The sequence below is a fragment of the Bacillus sp. FSL K6-1218 genome (assembly GCF_038006445.1).
GTDB classification, from domain to species: Bacteria; Bacillota; Bacilli; order Bacillales; family Bacillaceae_G; genus Bacillus_A; species Bacillus_A thuringiensis_S.
In genome coordinates, this window is sequence record NZ_JBBOVE010000001.1 from 1,376,089 (window position 1) to 1,391,623 (window position 15,535).

Genomic DNA, 15,535 nt, shown 5'->3' on the forward strand with positions numbered 1-15,535 from the left:
GGAGGCGCATCTAGTGAATGAGCAATGGATTTTCTTAAATGGAGAATTTGTTCCAAAAGATGAAGCAAAAGTTTCAGTATATGATCATGGCTATTTATATGGCGATGGAGTATTTGAAGGAATTAGAGTTTATAGCGGTAATGTTTTCCGTTTGAGAGAGCATCTTGTCCGGTTGTATGAATCAGCAAAATCAATCCTTTTAGAAATTCCATATTCATTAGATGAAGTAACAAATATTGTTGTTGAGACGATTCGACAAAATAAATTATCTAATGGATACATTCGCCTTGTTGTATCGAGAGGAGCAGGAAATCTTGGATTAGATCCCGATTCATGTAAGAAGCCGAATGTAGTAGTAATTGCAGAACAATTATCTTTATTCCCACAAGAATATTATGAGAAAGGGATTCCAGTTGTAACAGTTGCAACGCGCCGAAATCGTCCCGATGTTTTATCCCCTCAAGTAAAATCTTTAAATTACTTAAACAATATTTTAGTTCGTATTGAAGCGAAATTAGCTGGAGTACAAGAAGCACTTATGTTAAATGATCAAGGATATGTAGCTGAAGGATCAGGAGATAACGTGTTTATTGTAAAAGGAAATAAATTAATTACACCACCAAGTTCTGCTGGAGCGTTAGAAGGTATTACACGAAACGCTATTTTAGAAATCGGCGAAAAACTTGGGTATGACGTAAGAGAAGAGTTATTTACAAGACATGATGTATATGTAGCTGATGAAGTGTTTTTAACAGGAACAGCTGCTGAAGTTATTGCTGTTACGACAGTAGATGGTAGAACGATTGGCTTAGGGCAAACAGGTCCACATACGAACCGTTTATTAGAAGAGTTTCGTAAGTTAGTTGTAGAAGATGGAGAGAAAATTTACGAAGAAAATAAAGTTGGATAACAACTTTTTTAACATAAGAAAGCGTTGATAGGGAGGAGTAGTTGATTGTGAAGCCTCACAGAGAGTCGGTGGTTGCTGAAAACCGATGGTTCACGTCGACGAACATCGCCCTTGAGTGCTAAGCTAAAGCATTTGTCTAGGCTTAGACGGTAGCTCCGTTATTAGCTAGATCCATTTATGGATCACTGAGGCAAGAGTATTCTTGCAAAGAAGGGTGGTACCGCGAAATCTTTCGTCCCTTCAGCACATAGCTGGAGTGTGGACGTAGGATTTTTTTATTGTATAAAAGTTTGAAAAAGGGGGCTTATAAGAACAATGTCTTCAAAAACGGAAGAGAAACTGGCAACTGGTGCACAGCTATTGTTAGAAGCGCTAGAAAAGGAAGGCGTAGAAGTGATTTTCGGTTATCCGGGTGGTGCCGTTTTACCTCTCTATGATGCACTGTATGATTGTGAAATTCCGCATATTTTAACAAGGCATGAGCAAGGGGCTATTCACGCTGCTGAAGGATATGCCAGAATTACTGGTAATCCAGGGGTTGTCATTGCAACGAGTGGACCAGGTGCTACAAATGTTATTACTGGTCTAGCAGACGCGATGATTGATTCATTGCCACTTGTAGTATTTACAGGCCAAGTAGCAACGACGTTAATTGGAAGTGATGCTTTTCAAGAAGCTGATATTATGGGGCTTACGATGCCGGTGACAAAACATAACTATCAAGTGCGAAAGGCTTCAGATTTACCTCGAATTATTAAAGAAGCATTTCATATTGCTAGAACAGGAAGACCAGGACCAGTCGTTATTGACCTTCCGAAAGATATGGTAGTCGAGAAAGGTGAGCGATGTAGCAATGTACAAATGGATTTACCAGGATATAATCCAAATTATGAACCGAATCTACTTCAAATAAACAAATTACTACAAGCAATTGAAACCGCAAAAAAACCGTTAATTTTAGCTGGAGCAGGTATACTGCATGCGAAAGCTTCGAAAGAATTGACAAGTTTTGCACGTAAATATGAAATCCCTGTTGTGCATACATTACTTGGACTTGGTGGTTTTCCACCAGATGATGAGCTATTTCTAGGGATGGGGGGAATGCACGGTTCTTATACAGCTAATATGGCGTTATATGAATGCGACTTACTGATTAATATAGGTGCGAGATTTGACGATCGTCTTACTGGGAATTTAGCTTATTTTGCTAAAGGTGCGACTGTCGCACATATTGATATTGATCCAGCAGAAATCGGGAAAAATGTGCCAACAGAGATTCCTATTGTTGCAAGTGCTAAGCAGGCGTTAGAAGTATTGCTTCAATCAGAAGGAAAGAAAGAAAATCATCATGAATGGCTCTCTTTATTAAAGAGTAGAAAAGAAAAGTATCCATTCTCTTATAAACGAAATTCTGAAAGTATTAAACCTCAATACGCGATTGATATGCTATATGAAATCACGAAAGGAGAAGCGATTGTAACAACAGACGTTGGGCAACATCAAATGTGGGCAGCGCAATACTATCCGTTGAAAAATCCAGATAAATGGGTAACTTCTGGAGGATTAGGGACGATGGGATTTGGATTTCCGGCAGCAATTGGTGCACAAATTGCAAAGCCAGATGAACTAGTCATTGCAATTGTCGGTGACGCTGGGTTTCAAATGACTCTGCAAGAATTAAGTGTATTAAAAGAACATTCTTTACCTGTTAAAGTATTTATTTTAAATAATGAAGCTTTAGGGATGGTAAGGCAATGGCAAGACGAATTTTATAATCAAAGATATTCACATTCTTTATTGCTATGCCAACCAGATTTCGTCGCTCTTGCGAATGCGTATGGTATAAAAGGTGTTCGTATTGATGATCCACTTCTTGCAAAGAAGCAAATCCAGCATGCGATCGAATTACAAGAACCAGTCGTAATTGATTGCCGTGTACTTCAATCTGAGAAAGTTATGCCGATGGTTGCGCCCGGGAAAGGTGTTCACCAAATGGAGGGAGTGGAAAAAAGGTGAAGAGAATTGTTACAGCGACAGTTCGTAATCAGAGCGGTGTGTTAAATAGAATTACAGGTGTTATGACCCGAAGACATTTTAATATTGAAAGTATTTCAGTGGGGCATACGGAATCATCGGATATTTCACGAATGACGATAGTTGTGCATGTGGAAAGTGAACAGCAAGTTGAGCAGTTAATTAAACAACTTCATAAGCAAATCGATGTTCTGAAAGTGTCAGATATTACAGAAGAAGCAATGATTGCTAGAGAGCTTGCTCTTATTAAAGTAGCAACTTCTGTAGCGAGGGCAGAATTATATAGTTTAATTGAACCGTTTCGAGCCGCTGTAATAGATGTTGGGAAGGATTCCATAGTTGTGCAAGTAACAGGTACGCAAGATAAAGTAGAAGCGTTAATTGAATTACTTCGTCCATACGGTTTGAAAGAAATTGCGAGAACAGGTGTAACAGCATTTACACGTAGTATGAAAAAACAAGATAAGCAAGTTATGTTAATTCAATAATCATTTAAATATAGGGGGAAATGAAAATGGCAAAAGTTTATTATGAGAAAGATGTAACAGTAAATGTATTAAAGGAAAAGAAAGTAGCAATCATCGGATATGGCTCGCAAGGTCATGCGCATGCGCAAAATTTACGAGATAACGGATTTGATGTAGTAGTAGGTTTAAGAAAAGGTAAGTCTTGGGATAAAGCGAATGAAGATGGGTTTTCTGTATATACAGTAGCAGAAGCAGCGGAAAAAGCTGATGTAGTAATGATTCTTCTACCTGATGAATTACAACCAGAAGTATATGAAGCTGAAATTGCACCAAATTTACAGGCCGGAAACTCTCTCGTGTTCGCACATGGATTTAATGTTCACTTTGATCAAGTAAAACCACCAGCTAATGTAGATGTATTTCTAGTAGCGCCAAAAGGACCGGGGCATCTCGTACGTCGTACGTTCGCCGAGGGCGGGGCTGTTCCTGCATTATTTGCCGTATATCAAGATGCAACAGGAGTTGCGACTGAAAAGGCACTTTCTTATGCTGATGGAATTGGAGCGACGAGAGCCGGTGTATTAGAAACGACGTTTAAAGAAGAAACAGAAACAGATTTATTTGGAGAGCAAGCTGTGCTTTGCGGCGGAGTAACTGCGCTAGTAAAAGCTGGATTTGAAACGTTAGTTGATGCTGGTTATCAACCGGAACTTGCATATTTTGAATGTTTACATGAACTAAAACTAATTGTCGACCTTATGTACGAAGGTGGACTTGAAAATATGAGATATTCAGTTTCAGATACAGCGCAGTGGGGAGACTTCGTATCAGGACCGCGCGTTGTGACTGAAGATACGAAGAAAGCGATGGGGACAGTATTAGCAGAAATTCAAGATGGTACATTTGCAAGAGGCTGGATTGCAGAGCATAAAGCAGGAAAACCAAATTTCCATGCGACAAATGAGAAAGAGAATGAACATGAAATCGAAGTAGTTGGACGTAAATTACGTGAAATGATGCCTTTCGTACAGCCGCGAGTAAAGGTAGGGATTAAATAATATGAAGCAGATTTTGTTCATGGATACAACGCTTCGTGATGGCGAACAATCACCAGGAGTAAATTTAAATGAACAAGAGAAGTTACAAATTGCTAGGCAATTAGAGAGGCTTGGTATTCATGTAATGGAAGCTGGATTCGCGGCAGCTTCCGAAGGTGACTTCCAATCGGTAAAACGCATCGCGAATACAATTCAAAATGCTACGGTTATGAGTTTAGCTAGAGCGAAAGAAAGTGACATTCGAAGAGCATATGAAGCTGTGAAAGGTGCTGTATCTCCTCGTCTACACGTATTTCTAGCTACGAGTGATATTCATATGAAATATAAACTTTGTATGTCAAAAGAAGATGTGTTAAATAGTATTCATCGTTCGGTTACGCTTGGAAAATCATTATTTCCGACAGTACAATTTTCTGCAGAAGATGCGACAAGAACATCGAGAGCATTTTTAGCTGAAGCAGTAGAAACTGCGATTCGCGCAGGAGCGAATGTAATTAATATTCCGGATACAGTTGGATATACGAATCCGGAAGAATATTATTCTCTTTTTAGATACTTACAAGAATCCGTTCCATCATATGAAAAAGCGATTTTTTCTTGTCATTGTCACGACGATCTTGGTATGGCAGTAGCAAATTCGTTAGCTGCGGTTGAAGGTGGAGCATTGCAAGTAGAAGGAACGATTAATGGCATTGGAGAAAGAGCAGGGAATGCAGCGTTAGAAGAAGTTGCGGTTGCTCTTCATATTAGAAAAGATTTTTATAAAGCAGAACCTTCGATGACTTTAAAAGAGATTAAGGCAACGAGTACATTAGTAAGCAGGTTAACGGGTATGGTTGTACCGAAAAATAAAGCAATCGTTGGAGCGAATGCATTTGCTCATGAATCAGGCATCCACCAAGATGGGGTTCTAAAAGAAGTAACAACTTATGAAATTATCGAACCAGCGCTTATAGGAGAATCTCAAAATCTCTTTGTACTTGGGAAACATTCTGGCCGTCATGCGTTTACGGAAAAAATGAAAGAGCTTGGTTATGAATTTACAAATGAAGAGCGAGATGCGGCATTCGAAGCATTTAAAAAATTGGCGGATCGTAAAAAGGAAATTACTGAGGAAGATTTACGCGCAATTATGCTTGGTGAAGCAGCATTTGCAGCCCAGCAATATAACATTACGCAATTACAAGTGCATTTCGTATCAAATAGTACACAATGCGCAACAGTTGTGCTGAAGGATGAGGAAGGAAATGTATATGAAGATGCAGCCACTGGTTCTGGTAGTATTGAAGCGATATACAATGCGATTCAAAGAATTTTAGGATTAGAATGTGAATTGGCAGATTATCGCATACAATCTATTACACAAGGTCAAGATGCACTTGCTCACGTTCATGTTGAATTAAAAGAAGGTAGTCACCAAATATCAGGTTTCGGAGTTGCGCAAGACGTATTGGAAGCGTCGGCGAGAGCTTATGTCCATGCAGCAGGGAAATTAAAATCTCTTATAGCGCTTGTGAAATAAATATTTGATAGGTGAGAGAAGCTTTCCTCACCTATCAAATCGAAGTTCTGAAAATTCAGTTAAAAGGAGTGTTAAAAATGGAAAAACGTATCGTTTGTTTAGCTGGTGATGGTGTTGGTCCAGAAGTTATGGAAAGTGCGAAGGAAGTATTGCATATGGTAGAAAGGCTATATGGACATCATTTTCATTTGCAAGATGAGTACTTTGGTGGTGTTGCTATCGATTTAACTGGGCAACCATTACCACAGCGAACACTTGCCGCCTGTTTAGCGAGTGATGCGGTTTTACTTGGAGCAGTAGGTGGACCAAGGTGGGATAGTGCGAAAGAAAGGCCTGAGAAAGGATTATTAGCATTAAGAAAAGGACTCGGTGTATTTGCGAATGTTCGCCCTGTAACGGTAGAAAGTGCAACTGCACATTTATCACCATTAAAAAATGCTGATGAAATTGATTTCGTTGTCGTTCGTGAATTAACAGGCGGAATTTATTTTTCTTATCCGAAAGAGCGAACGGAAGAAGTGGCGACAGATACACTTACGTATCATCGACATGAAATTGAACGTATCGTTTCGTATGCCTTTCAATTAGCAAATAAGCGGAAGAAAAAAGTAACATCTATTGATAAAGCGAATGTTTTAGAATCTAGTAAACTATGGAGAACTGTGACAGAAGAAGTAGCACTTCGTTACCCAAATGTGGAAGTAGAACACATTTTAGTAGATGCAGCGGCTATGGAATTAATTCGGAATCCAGGAAGATTTGATGTTATTGTAACGGAAAATTTATTTGGTGATATTTTAAGTGATGAGGCTTCAGTATTAGCTGGATCATTAGGAATGCTTCCATCAGCAAGTCACGCTGAAAAGGGGCCTTCATTATACGAGCCTATTCACGGATCAGCACCGGATATTGCGGGGAAAAATAAGGCAAATCCAATTGCGATGATGCGTTCTGTTGCAATGATGCTTGGGCAATCGTTCGGATTAACGAGAGAAGGATATGCAATTGAAGAAGCAGTTTCTGCAGTCCTTAAATCAGGAAAATGTACAGCAGATATCGGGGGGACTGAAACGACAACTTCATTTACAAAGGCAGTTATGCAAGAAATGGAAGAGCAAGCGTTAGTAGGGAGAGGAAAATAATGGGGAAAAGGTTACTAGATAAGCTTTGGGAAAGACATGTAGTTGCGACAAATGAAAATGGATTGGATTTATTATATATCGATCTACATCTTGTTCATGAAGTAACGTCACCGCAAGCCTTTGAAGGCTTGCGGCTTACAAATCGAACAGTCCGCAGACCAGATTTAACATTTGCAACAATGGATCATAATATTCCAACGAAAGATGTTTGGAATATTACCGATCGCATTGCGAAGCAGCAACTAGATACACTCCGGGAAAACTGTAAACAATTTCAGGTGCCATTAGCGGATATCGGAGATGAAGAGCAAGGGATCGTTCATGTTATAGGACCAGAACTTGGACTCACACAGCCAGGAAAAACGATTGTTTGTGGTGATAGTCATACAGCAACACACGGTGCTTTTGGCGCACTAGCGTTTGGTATTGGTACGAGTGAAGTGGAACATGTATTAGCAACGCAAACGTTATGGCAACGAAAGCCGAAAGCGATGGGCATTGAGTTAAAAGGAAAGTTACCGCAAGGTGTTTATGCGAAAGATATTATTTTACATCTCCTTTCAAAGTACGGAGTAGCAGTTGGAACAGGTTACGTAATGGAGTTTTACGGAGAGGCCATTCATGCTATGGATATGGAAGAGAGGATGACGCTTTGCAATATGGCAATTGAAGGGGGAGCAAAGGCTGGCATTATTGCACCAGATGAAAAAACGGTTGCTTACGTAAAAGGGCGTAAATATGCGCCGAAAGACTATGAATCTATTAAGGAAAAATGGTCAGAACTTTATACAGATTTAGATGCAGTTTATGATTTACATATTCTAGTAGATGTTACGGATTTAGCGCCGTACGTTACGTGGGGAACAAATCCTAGTATGGGTGTTCGGATTGATGAGAAATTGCCAGAAAAGCATGATGCAAATGACGAAAGAGCGTTTTCTTATATGGGGTTGAGTCCCGGACAAAGTACGTATGACATTCCAGTTCAACATGTTTTCATTGGATCTTGTACAAATTCTAGGCTTTCTGATTTAGAAATTGCTGCATCTGTCGTGAAAGGTAAAAAAGTAAAAGAAGGTGTGCGAGCACTTGTTGTACCTGGATCTCAAAGGGTAAGAGAAGCAGCGATGCATAAAGGATTACATCGCATATTTGAAGAAGCTGGATTTGAATGGAGAGAGCCCGGATGCTCAATGTGTCTAGGTATGAATCCAGATCAAGTGCCTGAAGGAGAACATTGTGCCTCTACGTCAAATCGCAATTTTGAAGGAAGACAAGGAAAGGGAGCACGAACGCATTTAGTTAGCCCGGCAATGGCGGCAGCGGCTGCGTTACATGGTCATTTTGTTGATATTAGAAAGGAGAGTTATGATGGAGCCATTTCGTATTCATAAAGGTACTGCCGCAGTACTGATGAATGATAACATTGATACAGATCAAATTATTCCGAAGCAATATTTAAAGAGAATTGAAAGAACTGGGTTTGGGAAGTTTTTATTTGATGAGTGGCGATATGATAATAATCGCCAAGAAAACCCTAATTTCCCGCTTAATGCGCAAGAAAGAAAAGGAGCCAGCATATTAATCACAGGTGATAATTTTGGATGTGGCTCGTCTAGAGAACATGCTCCATGGGCGCTTGCTGATTATGGTTTCCGCGTTATTATCGCTGGAGGATTTGCCGATATCTTTTATATGAATTGTATGAAGAATGGCATGTTACCGATTGTAATGGACAAAGATATGCGTGAACAACTTGCAAAAACAGATGCGAGGGAACAAATCACAGTTGATTTAGAAAATGAAATAATTATAACGAATATGCACAGATTTCATTTTACAATCGAGAAAATGTGGAAAGAGAAGTTATTGAATGGTTTAGATGAAATTAGTATTACAATGCAATATGAACAAGAAATAAAAGAGTATGAAAGAAAAGTGGCTTTATATTTAAAAAAGTGACGGAATATTAAAAATGTATTTACATTCAAAATTAACTGTTATATACTATGTGAAAATCAGAGGAGAAAGGGAGTAAGTATTATGAATACAATAAAATCTATTACAATGCTTACACAACTACATCATCATACATGAAACCCTTGAACCTAGCGTGAAAACGTGTAGGTACAAGGGGTATTCCCGTTGTACCTACACTCTACTGAAGAGCCTTGTAGGTATTTTGTCTACAAGGCTCTTTTTATTTTCGGCTTAGGTGAATGAAATAGGCATACATTAGAAGGGGAAAGGTGTGAAAATTCAGATGACAAAATGGAAACGGGCAAACCCGAATGGAACGAGAGATTATTTATTCGAAGAATGTACGTTAATTGAAGAAGTGGAGCAAAAATTAAGGCTTACTTTTTTAGAGAGAGGTTATGAGGAAATAAGAACACCTACAATTGAATTTTATGATGTTTTTGCATTTCAAAATAGACCGATAGATGAAGAGAAGATGTATAAATTTTTTGATGAAAAGGGAAGGATTATCGTTTTACGTCCAGATATGACAATTCCTTTAGCAAGAGTGATTGGAACACAGAGATGGGATACGCCACTTAAAGTGACGTATAGCGGGAATGTATTTCGAGCGAATGAATCCCATTCTGGAAAATATAATGAAATCGTACAAAGTGGTATTGAAGTTATCGGGATTGATAATGTAAGAGCTGAAATTGAATGTGTAATAAGTGTCATTCAAGCACTTCAAAAGTTGAAGGTGCAATCTTTTACAATTGAGATTGGGCAAGTACAGTTATATAAATGTATTGTAAAAAAACTCTCCATCCATGATGAAGAAGAAAGGGTACTTAGAACGTATATAGAAAGTAAAAATTATGCTGCCCTCTCAAATTTTATCGGAGAAAAGAAATTAGATCGATGCGATGAGACAGTAAGATTACTTGAGAAATTACCAAGGCTATTTGGAAATTTAGAAGTTATTGAGGAGGCAGAAAAGCTTGCTTCAAGTAATGAAATGAAAATGGCAATTGCAAGAGTAAAAGAAATGTATGAAACAATTGAAACGTTAGGATATGGTTCTTACATATCAATTGATTTGGGCATGATTCAACACTTAGATTACTATACGGGTGTTATTTTTAAAGGATATATATATGAAATTGGAGAAGAAATCGTTAGTGGCGGAAGATACGATGAGCTAATTGGGAATTTTGGAGAAATGCTGCCAGCTGTTGGACTCGCGGTACAAGTAAATCAAATTGTGAAGGCGCTGCAAGAGCAGCAAGAACCATATGAACGAAATCAAATTGATATTGTGATTCATTATGAGTTAAATAGATTAGCGGAAGCAGAAAGGTTACGAAATTTACTTCGAAAGGATGGGAAGAATGCTTGGTTATCTCTATTCTCTAATCTAAGCGATACCTTTCAATTTGCAAGAAAAAATAAAATAGGAACGGTCGTTGAGGCAAAGAATGAATATTTAGTGGAATATGTATGGAATGAGAAATGGGTAGTCCAGAAAGAAGGAGAGGCTTCATGCGTAACATTCAAATTGCGTTAACGAAAGGAAGATTAGAAAAACATGTCATTTCACTTTTTGAGCAGATTGGAATTGATTGTTTTGAGCTCAAAAATAAAGGTCGGAAGCTTGTATTTCAAAGTAAAAATACAAATGTTTCATTTATTTTAGTAAAAGCGGTTGATGTTGCTACTTATGTAGAACATGGGGTAGCTGATATTGGGATCGTTGGAAAAGATATTTTAATGGAAAACGAGAAAGATATTTATGAAATGCTGGATTTAGGAGTGGGGATTTGTAAGTTTTGTGTTGCTTCTATTCCTACGTATAATCCGAAGAGTTACCGGAAGAAAAGAATTGCTACGAAATACCCACATATTACTTCTACTTATTTTCATGATAAGGGAGAGGATGTAGAAATTATTAAAATAGAAGGTTCTGTAGAAATCGCTCCTCTTCTTGGATTGGCAGATGCGATTGTAGATATTGTTGAAACAGGAAAAACATTACAAGAGAATGGACTTATTGTATTTGAGGAAATGCACTCTATATCGGCTCGGATGATTGTAAATAAGGCAGCCTTAAAAACTAAAAAAGACGAAATATTCAGTATTATAAATATGATGGAGCAAGAAATCTTATCAGGGAAATAGGAGGACTTAAAATGAAAATCATTTATGAAGACTTTAAGGAGGCATTATCTAAAGTAAAAGTGCTAAGAGAAAACGCTAATATAATAGAAGAAACTGTTCAAAGAAGTGTAAGAGAAATCATTAGAAATGTAAGGGAAGGGAAAGATGAAGCTTTATCTTTCTATACAAAAAAGTTTGATGGTATAGAGATGAAAGATTTTCGTGTAAGTGAAGAAGAAATACAGCAAGCGAGTATGTTTGTAGAGAATTCATTTTTAGAAGCTTTAAAAGAGGCGAAGAAAAACATTGTTTCGTATCACGAGAAGCAAAAGAAGCACTCAATATTCGATTGTGAAAGTAAAGGGATAATTAGAGGGCAACTCATTCGGCCGTTAGAAAATGTAGGTGTATATGTACCGGGTGGGACAGCCTCATATCCTTCTTCAGTATTAATGAATGTATTGCCGGCGAAACTCGCAGGTGTGAAAAAGATTGTAATGGTAACACCGCCGAGGAAAGGAGGAATTGATCCGCATATATTAGCTGCTGCAAATCTTGCGGGAGTAGATGAAATTTATACGATAGGTGGCGCGCAAGCAATTGCTGCTTTAGCATACGGGACGGAATCGATTCCGAAAGTGGATAAAATAGTTGGACCGGGAAATTTGTATGTCGCTCTAGCGAAGCGAGAAGTATACGGAATAGTAAATATCGATATGATTGCTGGTCCATCAGAAATTGTAGTTGTCGCGGATGAAACAGGTAATGCAAAATATATCGCAGCGGATTTATTATCGCAAGCAGAGCATGACGAGAGGGCGACGGCGATTTGTATTACAACGAATATGGAACTAGCTAAAGAAGTAGAAAAAGAGATAGAAAGACAGTTAGAAACGTTACCAAGAAGTGAAATTGCACGTGAATCGATAAATAGAAATGGAGCCATCTTTATCGTTCCTTCTTTAGAGGAGGCACTAAAGTTATCAAATGAAATTGCTCCAGAACATTTAGAGTTACATATAAAAGAACCGATGAATGCTCTAGGTTATGTGAAACATGCAGGCTCTATTTTCCTTGGGCCATATGCACCTGAACCGCTCGGGGATTATTTAGCGGGACCGAATCATGTATTACCAACGAGCGGAACGGCAAGATTTTTTTCTCCGTTATCAGTCGATGATTTCGTGAAAAAATCAAGTTTTATTTCTTATACGGAGGAAGCATTAAAAAATGTACAGCATCATATTGCAGAGCTTGCAAATAAAGAAGGGTTACATGCACATGCGAGAGCAATCCAAATAAGGTTTGAGGAGGAAAAATAATGCGTCAGTCCAGTCAAGTACGTCAGACGACAGAAACAAAAATTAAATTAAGTTTGCAGCTTGATGAAAGTACAAATGTATCTATTCAAACGGGGGTTGGTTTTTTCGATCATATGATTACTTTATTTGCTAGACATGGAAGATTTGGATTGCAAGTTGAAGCAGAAGGTGATGTATTTGTCGATGCACATCACACCGTTGAAGATGTTGGAATTGTACTCGGAAATTGCTTGAAAGAAGCATTGCAAAATAAAGAGGGAATTAATCGTTACGGTTCTGCGTATGTACCGATGGATGAATCTTTAGGATTTGTCGCAATTGATATAAGTGGACGCTCATATTGTGTATTTCAAGGGGAATTAACAAATCCGAAGCTCGGGGATTTTGATACAGAATTGACGGAAGAATTTTTTAGAGCAGTTGCACATGCTGCCAATATTACATTACATGCGCGCGTTCTATATGGAAGTAATACACATCACAAAATTGAAGCATTATTTAAAGCTTTTGGTAGAGCACTTAGAGAAGCGGTCGAAAAAAATGCCAACATTACTGGTGTAAATTCAACGAAAGGGATGTTGTAATTGATTGCCATTATAGATTATGGAATGGGGAATATTCGCAGTGTAGAGCAAGCATTAAAATATATTGGGGCAGAGTACATTGTAACGAGTGATAAAGAAGAGATATTGAGAAGCGATGGCGTGATTTTACCGGGAGTAGGTGCATTTCCGAAAGCGATGGACGTATTAGAAGAAAGAGATTTAGTGTGTGTATTAAAAGAAGTTTGTGACATAGGAAAACCAATCCTCGGTATATGTTTGGGCATGCAACTTTTATTTGAACGAAGTGAGGAACTAAAAGATTGTAGCGGGCTAGGTTTACTACCGGGGGAAATTCGTAAGTTAAAAGTTTCGTATAAAATTCCTCATATGGGATGGAATGAATTAAGGAAGGAAAGAGAATTTCCGCTTTGGAATGGATTAGTGGATGGTTCTTTCGTGTATTATGTTCACTCATATTACGCGGATTGTCCAGATGAAATTGTATGCGGAGTAAGTGATTATGGAATGCAAGTACCAGGGTTTGTAGCGAAAGGAAATGTATTTGGTGCACAGTTTCATCCAGAAAAAAGTGGCGAAATTGGCATGCAAATATTAAAAAATTTTCAAGGGGTGGTAGAAACATGGAAATCTTCCCAGCTATCGATTTAAAAGAAGGACGATGCGTTAGACTTTATCAAGGAGAGTTTAGTAAAGAAACGGTGATGAATGAAGATCCGGTAGCGCAGGCAATCATATTTGAAAAGCTTGGAGCGGAAATACTACACATTGTTGATTTAGACGGTGCAATTGCTGGCGAGTCGTTAAATTTGCCCGTCATTGAAAAAATCTGCAAGGCGGTACGTATTCCTGTGCAAGTGGGAGGAGGAATTCGTTCACTTGTAGCGGTGGAGGAGTTATTGTCAGTAGGTGTAGAAAAAGTGATTTTAGGAACAGCAGCTCTTTATGATAAGTCATTTTTAGAGGAAGCAGTTCGTCTATATAAAGAGAAAATTATTGTTGGAATTGATGCGAAAAATGGTTTCGTAGCAACGAGAGGTTGGCTTGATCTGTCTGAAATTTCTTATATTAGTTTAGCGAAACAAATGGAAAGTTTAGGTGTTCAAACGATTGTGTTTACAGACATTTCGAAAGACGGGACGCTTGCAGGGCCAAATTTTGAACAATTGGCGTTACTTCAAAAAAGTGTGGGCATTCGTCTCATTGCCTCTGGAGGAGTGGCATCTATTCAAGATGTGAAAAAGTTAAATGATATGAATATATATGGTGTCATAATTGGAAAGGCGCTTTACGAGAAAACGATTGATTTAGAAGAAGTGTTACAGGTAACGAAGTTATGTTAGCGAAACGAATTATTCCATGTCTAGATGTGAAAGAAGGACGAGTCGTAAAGGGTGTAAATTTTATAGGATTACAAGATGTCGGTGATCCGGTTGAAATAGCTGAAGCATATAACGAGGCAGGGGCAGATGAAATCGTATTTTTAGATATTACAGCGACTCATGAAGGAAGAAAAACGATTATAGATGTTGTAGAAAAAACAGCAGCTAAAGTATTTATTCCTCTTACGGTTGGCGGGGGGATTTCAAGTGTGAAAGATATGTACAATTTACTAAGAGCTGGAGCAGACAAAGTTTCAATAAACTCAGCGGCAGTGCGAAACCCGAAGCTAATAGAAGAAGGGGCAGAACACTTTGGATCACAATGTATTGTCGTGGCAATTGATGCTAGAAAAGTTGCAGAAGGTAAATGGAACGTATACGTCAACGGCGGAAGAGTTGACACAGGAATGGATGCCATAGAATGGGCGAAGCGTGTTGTTAAACTCGGGGCAGGTGAAATTTTGTTAACGAGTATGGATGCAGATGGAACGAAAAGCGGATATGACCTTCGTTTAACAGAAGAAATTTCAAAAAGTGTTTCCATTCCAGTCATCGCATCAGGAGGCTGTGGTCATACGGATCACATTATAGAAGTTTTTCAAAAGACAACAGTTGATGCAGCGTTAGCGGCATCCATCTTTCATTATGGTGAGGCGACAGTGCAGAGTGTAAAGCGAAAATTAAGAGATGCAAATGTTGAGGTGCGATTATGAAACCTAATTTTTCAAAAGGATTAATACCGGCAATTGTCGTCGAAGAAGGTACGAAAGAAGTTTTAATGCTAGCTTATATGAATGAAGAAGCATATGAAAAAACGTTAGAGACGAAAAGAACATGGTTTTACTCTCGTTCGAGGCAGTCGTTATGGAATAAGGGAGAAACATCAGGGAATGTTCAATATGTGCAATCTCTATACTTAGATTGTGATCAAGATTCAATTGTTGTGAATGTGAAACAAGTAGGACCTGCTTGTCATACGGGGGAGAAGACATGTTTTCACTATCAAATTATATAGGGGG

At 38.4% G+C, this 15,535-nt stretch carries 16 protein-coding genes and 1 other annotated feature; all 16 genes read left to right on the plus strand.

All coding sequences use genetic code 11. The features are described 5' to 3' along the window. Positions 1-13 precede the first annotated feature (13 nt). Entirely contained in the window at positions 14-910 is an 897-nt protein-coding gene (gene ilvE / locus MHI26_RS07220; protein WP_001005486.1) for a branched-chain-amino-acid transaminase, read from the plus strand. A 15-nt stretch (positions 911-925) separates the two neighbouring features. Beyond that, positions 926-1,153, plus strand: a binding site (T-box leader). 72 nt (positions 1,154-1,225) lie between these two features. Next, a complete protein-coding gene (gene ilvB, locus MHI26_RS07225) occupies positions 1,226-2,926 on the plus strand; it encodes an acetolactate synthase large subunit (protein ID WP_000095840.1) in 1,701 nt (566 codons plus the stop codon). Continuing rightward, entirely contained in the window at positions 2,923-3,432 is a 510-nt protein-coding gene (ilvN, locus tag MHI26_RS07230; RefSeq protein ID WP_000822952.1) for an acetolactate synthase small subunit, read from the plus strand. The genes ilvB and ilvN overlap by 4 nt, the downstream gene beginning before the upstream one ends. A 26-nt stretch (positions 3,433-3,458) precedes the next feature. Then, entirely contained in the window at positions 3,459-4,469 is a 1,011-nt protein-coding gene (gene ilvC, locus MHI26_RS07235; RefSeq protein WP_061666726.1) for a ketol-acid reductoisomerase, read from the plus strand. A 1-nt stretch (position 4,470) separates the two neighbouring features. After that, positions 4,471-5,991 (plus strand): 2-isopropylmalate synthase, encoded by a 1,521-nt coding sequence (gene leuA, locus MHI26_RS07240; protein ID WP_042972357.1) that lies wholly within the window; start codon positions 4,471-4,473, stop codon positions 5,989-5,991. A gap of 77 nt (positions 5,992-6,068) precedes the next feature. Then, entirely contained in the window at positions 6,069-7,133 is a 1,065-nt protein-coding gene (leuB, locus tag MHI26_RS07245) for a 3-isopropylmalate dehydrogenase (protein WP_000415385.1), read from the plus strand. Continuing rightward, complete coding sequence (leuC, locus tag MHI26_RS07250; protein ID WP_000518099.1) at positions 7,133-8,527, plus strand: 3-isopropylmalate dehydratase large subunit; 1,395 nt, start codon at positions 7,133-7,135, stop codon at positions 8,525-8,527. The genes leuB and leuC overlap by 1 nt, the downstream gene beginning before the upstream one ends. Next, positions 8,505-9,095: a 3-isopropylmalate dehydratase small subunit gene (leuD, locus tag MHI26_RS07255; RefSeq protein WP_061666725.1), complete on the plus strand. Its 591-nt coding sequence runs from the start codon at positions 8,505-8,507 to the stop codon at positions 9,093-9,095. The genes leuC and leuD overlap by 23 nt, the downstream gene beginning before the upstream one ends. Positions 9,096-9,396: 301 nt before the next feature. After that, the gene (locus MHI26_RS07260; RefSeq protein ID WP_000170292.1) at positions 9,397-10,659 is read left to right on the plus strand and encodes an ATP phosphoribosyltransferase regulatory subunit; all 1,263 of its coding nucleotides are present in this window, start codon (positions 9,397-9,399) and stop codon (positions 10,657-10,659) included. Beyond that, positions 10,635-11,270 (plus strand): ATP phosphoribosyltransferase, encoded by a 636-nt coding sequence (hisG, locus tag MHI26_RS07265; protein ID WP_001244496.1) that lies wholly within the window; start codon positions 10,635-10,637, stop codon positions 11,268-11,270. Before MHI26_RS07260 ends, hisG begins: the two co-directional genes overlap by 25 nt. An 11-nt stretch (positions 11,271-11,281) precedes the next feature. Beyond that, complete coding sequence (gene hisD / locus MHI26_RS07270; RefSeq protein WP_000692517.1) at positions 11,282-12,571, plus strand: histidinol dehydrogenase; 1,290 nt, start codon at positions 11,282-11,284, stop codon at positions 12,569-12,571. After that, entirely contained in the window at positions 12,571-13,155 is a 585-nt protein-coding gene (gene hisB / locus MHI26_RS07275) for an imidazoleglycerol-phosphate dehydratase HisB (RefSeq protein WP_001249963.1), read from the plus strand. Before hisD ends, hisB begins: the two co-directional genes overlap by 1 nt. After that, a complete protein-coding gene (gene hisH / locus MHI26_RS07280; protein WP_000560352.1) occupies positions 13,156-13,785 on the plus strand; it encodes an imidazole glycerol phosphate synthase subunit HisH in 630 nt (209 codons plus the stop codon). Beyond that, on the plus strand, positions 13,758-14,477 hold the full coding sequence (gene hisA / locus MHI26_RS07285) for a 1-(5-phosphoribosyl)-5-[(5-phosphoribosylamino)methylideneamino]imidazole-4-carboxamide isomerase (RefSeq protein ID WP_000402294.1): 720 nt from the start codon (positions 13,758-13,760) through the stop codon (positions 14,475-14,477). Before hisH ends, hisA begins: the two co-directional genes overlap by 28 nt. Then, a complete protein-coding gene (hisF, locus tag MHI26_RS07290; RefSeq protein WP_000880109.1) occupies positions 14,471-15,229 on the plus strand; it encodes an imidazoleglycerol phosphate synthase cyclase subunit in 759 nt (252 codons plus the stop codon). Before hisA ends, hisF begins: the two co-directional genes overlap by 7 nt. Further along, positions 15,226-15,531: a phosphoribosyl-AMP cyclohydrolase gene (hisI, locus tag MHI26_RS07295; protein WP_000803966.1), complete on the plus strand. Its 306-nt coding sequence runs from the start codon at positions 15,226-15,228 to the stop codon at positions 15,529-15,531. Before hisF ends, hisI begins: the two co-directional genes overlap by 4 nt. Positions 15,532-15,535: the final 4 nt, after the last annotated feature.

What these genes read in the sequence shown, in the direction of transcription:
- ilvB (WP_000095840.1), top strand. Translation starts at nt 1,226, where the DNA reads ATGTCTTCAAAAACGGAAGAGAAACTGGCAACTGGTGCACAGCTATTG.
- ilvC (WP_061666726.1), top strand. Translation starts at nt 3,459, where the DNA reads ATGGCAAAAGTTTATTATGAGAAAGATGTAACAGTAAATGTATTAAAG.
- leuA (WP_042972357.1), top strand. Translation starts at nt 4,471, where the DNA reads ATGAAGCAGATTTTGTTCATGGATACAACGCTTCGTGATGGCGAACAA.
- leuB (WP_000415385.1), top strand. Translation starts at nt 6,069, where the DNA reads ATGGAAAAACGTATCGTTTGTTTAGCTGGTGATGGTGTTGGTCCAGAA.
- leuC (WP_000518099.1), top strand. Translation starts at nt 7,133, where the DNA reads ATGGGGAAAAGGTTACTAGATAAGCTTTGGGAAAGACATGTAGTTGCG.
- leuD (WP_061666725.1), top strand. Translation starts at nt 8,505, where the DNA reads ATGGAGCCATTTCGTATTCATAAAGGTACTGCCGCAGTACTGATGAAT.
- MHI26_RS07260 (WP_000170292.1), top strand. Translation starts at nt 9,397, where the DNA reads ATGACAAAATGGAAACGGGCAAACCCGAATGGAACGAGAGATTATTTA.
- hisG (WP_001244496.1), top strand. Translation starts at nt 10,635, where the DNA reads ATGCGTAACATTCAAATTGCGTTAACGAAAGGAAGATTAGAAAAACAT.
- hisD (WP_000692517.1), top strand. Translation starts at nt 11,282, where the DNA reads ATGAAAATCATTTATGAAGACTTTAAGGAGGCATTATCTAAAGTAAAA.
- hisB (WP_001249963.1), top strand. Translation starts at nt 12,571, where the DNA reads ATGCGTCAGTCCAGTCAAGTACGTCAGACGACAGAAACAAAAATTAAA.
- hisA (WP_000402294.1), top strand. Translation starts at nt 13,758, where the DNA reads ATGGAAATCTTCCCAGCTATCGATTTAAAAGAAGGACGATGCGTTAGA.
- hisF (WP_000880109.1), top strand. Translation starts at nt 14,471, where the DNA reads ATGTTAGCGAAACGAATTATTCCATGTCTAGATGTGAAAGAAGGACGA.
- hisI (WP_000803966.1), top strand. Translation starts at nt 15,226, where the DNA reads ATGAAACCTAATTTTTCAAAAGGATTAATACCGGCAATTGTCGTCGAA.